The sequence below is a fragment of the Gordonia effusa NBRC 100432 genome (genome assembly GCF_000241305.1).
GTDB classification, from domain to species: domain Bacteria; phylum Actinomycetota; class Actinomycetes; order Mycobacteriales; family Mycobacteriaceae; genus Gordonia; species Gordonia effusa.
Genome location: NZ_BAEH01000120.1, coordinates 55,545 through 58,883 on the forward strand (window position 1 = coordinate 55,545; position 3,339 = coordinate 58,883).

Sequence of the window (3,339 nt, forward strand, 5' to 3'; positions counted from 1 at the left end):
CCTCCATTTCTACGAATTGCGCGAATGATCCAGGCACCGCGGCCGTCGGTCATCCGCGGCATGGGGTCCGCTAACTCCAAATCGGACATAGGTAAGACTAGCCTAAATATGTTGGTTTGATTCAATCGCCTCAACCTGCTCAGTGCGCCGGGTGGTGTATATCAACATCGGCCCGGCCATGATCGACGTCGCGAGAGCCAGTAGCACCACGACCATGTACACCTGAGGACTGAATATCCCCAAGTTCAATCCGACGGTGGCGATGATGATTTCCACCGCTCCCCTGGCGTTGAGACCAGCGCCGAGGGACGCCGCTTCCCAATGCGCTAGGCCGCCGATACGCGCACCCAGATAGGCAGCGGCGAACTTCGCTACGATCGCCACCAGCAGCACGACCGCTCCCCACATCAAGGTCTGCGGGTCGCCCAAATCGGTTACGTCCAAATGCAATCCAGCGCCCGCCAGGAATACCGGGGCCAGGACGGTCGTGGTTACCGACTGCAGCGGTGCTAGGACACCGCCTCCTCGTTTACCGACCAAAATGCCGGCGAGGAAGGCACCCAGCGCGGCCTCAAGATGCATTGCGTCGGTCGCTGCCCCGCCGGCAATGATGAGAACTACTACCGCCGCGCTGGTGTAGCCGCCGTGCGACGAGGCTTCGAGCCGATCTAGTCCGCGCCGGACCCATGGCCGGACGAGCCAGGTGAAGACCAGCACGCCGATCATGGCCGCGATCGTCAATGGAAACTGACCACCGCTAATACCTACGGTCGCCAGCGCCGATACCGCCGCCAGCACCACCCAGGCACCCATATCCGTCACCGCACATGACGCGAGTGTCAATTGCCCGATGTCGCGCTTGAGCAAATCGAGGTCGACGAGTATTCGGGTGATCACCGGAATGGCACTGACCGACAGCGCCACGCCGAGAAGCAATACGAATTCGACATTCGCCGAGTCGAGACCGTGAAACTGTTGCGGGACAAGCAAACCCACTCCGATGCCGGCCAAAAGTGGAATGGCGAACCCGAACGCACTGATCGAGCCCACAGCCGCTGCCCGGCGCTTGAGAAATTCCTCGTCGAGTTCGGTTGCCGCAAGACCGACGAGCAGCAGCACGCCCAACGTGCTGACCGCGGACAACGCGGGCGAGTTCGCCGGGTCAGACCCCAGCAGCCTCTCCGACGCATCGGGCCACACGTATCCAAATACCGAGGGTCCGAGCACCACCCCAGCCAACAGCTCACCCACCAATGCCGGCAGGCCGAACCGTCGAGCGAGCAACCCCAGTCCGACGGCGGCGATCAGGACGACCGCGAGCAGGCTCAGCACGACAGTGGCCCGCCCGAGCCCGAGCGGGCCGCGCTCACACCGATGCCGATACTTGCTCGGGTTCTACCCAATGCAGACCGTCGGCCGACGGCACCAAACCACCTTCGAGGATCGGCGGCTCCAAACGAGCACTTCCGGCCGCGCCGCGCGCTTGCAGCGCATTCATCTCCTCCATCACCTCGCGTACCACCGGCGCACCGAACATATGCCCCATCCGCTGGCCAGAGTCGGTGTCCATTCCGCCGGTACGCTGGGTCGCCTCGGTCAGTTCCGCCGTCGACTCTTCGAACTTCTGCACCAATGCCGCTGGATCGGTCAACGCGTTCTCGCCCGAATAGGCACCCGCCACCAGGGAAACGAATGCCGTGATATCTGCTTGCTGCAAATTGGTTACCTTGCGCGCCTTCCAGAAATACGAATCCTCCGACTGCTCCATGTCGTAGAACGCCGACAAGAATTCGTAGAAAACCGCGTACTCGCGCCGGTAACGCCCCGCGAACTCAGTGAACGCCCGCTCCTCGGTCAACGCGCCGGACAGCACGCTATTGATCGAGCGAGCCGCGAGCACGCCCGAGTAGGTGGCCAGGTGCACACCCGTCGAGAACACCGGATCGATGAAACAGGCGGCGTCTCCTACTAGGACCATGCCATTACCCCAAAATTCGGTGTTGGCATAGGAATAGTCCTTGCGCAGCCGGATCTCGCCGTATGTTCCCTCCGTCACCCGGGTCGCATCGGTCAACATGTCTTTGACGATCTCGCAGCGGTCGATGAAGCCGCGGTAGGTCTCTTCCTGCGCGTTGATAGATTCCGCCTTCTCCTTGGCGATAACCACACCCACGCTGGTCAGTGTGTCCGACAGCGGGATATACCAGATCCAGCCTTCCTCGAAGGCTGCGCACAGGATGTTGCCGCTGTCCGGCGCGGGCAGCCGTTTACCGTTCTCGAAGTAGCCGAAGAGCGCGACATTCTGAAAAAAGTCCGAGTAAACACGTTCTCCGCCAGTATGTTTCGACAGACGCGTGGTATTGCCGGAGGCATCGACGACGAACTTCGCCGAAACGTGATGTTCGACTCGATCGGAGTCCACATAGCGAACCCCGACGACTCGACCGTCGGCATTCTTCTCGACCCCGGCCACGCGCGCGTTCTGCCGAACATCGACACCACTCTCGGCGGCGTTCTCCAACAGGATGTTATCGAATTTCATTCGCTCGACCTGGTACGCGTAAGACCCATCACCGGCGAATTCGGGAGATATCGCGAACAGAAAATTCCACGGCACCGGATTGGTTCCCCAGCGGAAGCTCCCACCGCGTTTACGGACGAAACCTGCTTGCGCGATCTTGTCCTCGACCCCGAGCAGCTTGCACACGCCATGGATCGTCGACGGCAACAACGACTCGCCGATCTGGTAGCGCGGGAAAGTCTCCTTTTCCAACTGCAGGACCCGGTGTCCGCTACGAGCGAGCAGCGTAGAGGTAGTCGAACCGCCCGGGCCGCCACCGACCACAACGACGTCGAATTCTTCTGGTGTAGTGCTCATTTCGCCTTCTCCCCGTCGGTCAACTCACGAACCCACGCACCCACGACCGGATCCGATGCCAACGCGACCAGGTCGGCCTTATGGGCACCGGCCGCGCGCCACTTCTCGATCAATGCCATCAAGCGGACTGAATCGAGGCCGTAGTCCAACACGTTGGTGTCGTCGTCGATTTCGGCGGTCGAGACCTGCAGGATCTCGGCAAGATCGCCAATAATCTGTTCCCTCGTCAGCGCTGCGCTGGTGGTCGACATGGTTGCATCTTTCGTTGAGGCCACTAAATTAAATTTCGCGATATTCGACAACCGTCGCTTTGCGACGAGCGCCACTACGAAGGCTAGCCTACCCTAAACGGGTAACTTTGCCGGGTGCCGTTCTTACCGCATCCTAACCATGGGTAGCCTAAGCTACGTGCCAACTAGATTCTTCCTCCCGGCCATCCACCCGCTGCCAGGGGCGCTCAC

Annotated in this window: 3 protein-coding genes; all 3 read right to left on the reverse strand. The window is 60.9% G+C overall.

Annotated elements, in window-relative coordinates:
• Positions 1-102: 102 nt before the first annotated feature.
• Genes GOEFS_RS20770 through GOEFS_RS20780 form a run of 3 tightly spaced genes read right to left on the reverse strand, consistent with a single transcriptional unit; the run spans position 103 to position 3,129 of the window.
• Positions 103-1,332 (reverse strand): cation:proton antiporter, encoded by a 1,230-nt coding sequence (locus tag GOEFS_RS20770; protein ID WP_007319927.1) that lies wholly within the window; start codon positions 1,330-1,332, stop codon positions 103-105.
• Positions 1,333-1,366: 34 nt separating this feature from the next.
• Complete coding sequence (locus GOEFS_RS20775; RefSeq protein ID WP_007319928.1) at positions 1,367-2,878, reverse strand: tryptophan 7-halogenase; 1,512 nt, start codon at positions 2,876-2,878, stop codon at positions 1,367-1,369.
• Positions 2,875-3,129, reverse strand: a complete 255-nt coding sequence (locus GOEFS_RS20780; RefSeq protein ID WP_007319929.1) for a phosphopantetheine-binding protein — start codon at positions 3,127-3,129, stop codon at positions 2,875-2,877. Before GOEFS_RS20780 ends, GOEFS_RS20775 begins: the two co-directional genes overlap by 4 nt.
• Positions 3,130-3,339 lie beyond the last annotated feature (210 nt).

Coding starts and splice junctions, on each gene's coding strand:
- GOEFS_RS20775 (WP_007319928.1), bottom strand. CDS start 2,878: ATGAGCACTACACCAGAAGAATTCGACGTCGTTGTGGTCGGTGGCGGC.
- GOEFS_RS20780 (WP_007319929.1), bottom strand. CDS start 3,129: ATGTCGACCACCAGCGCAGCGCTGACGAGGGAACAGATTATTGGCGAT.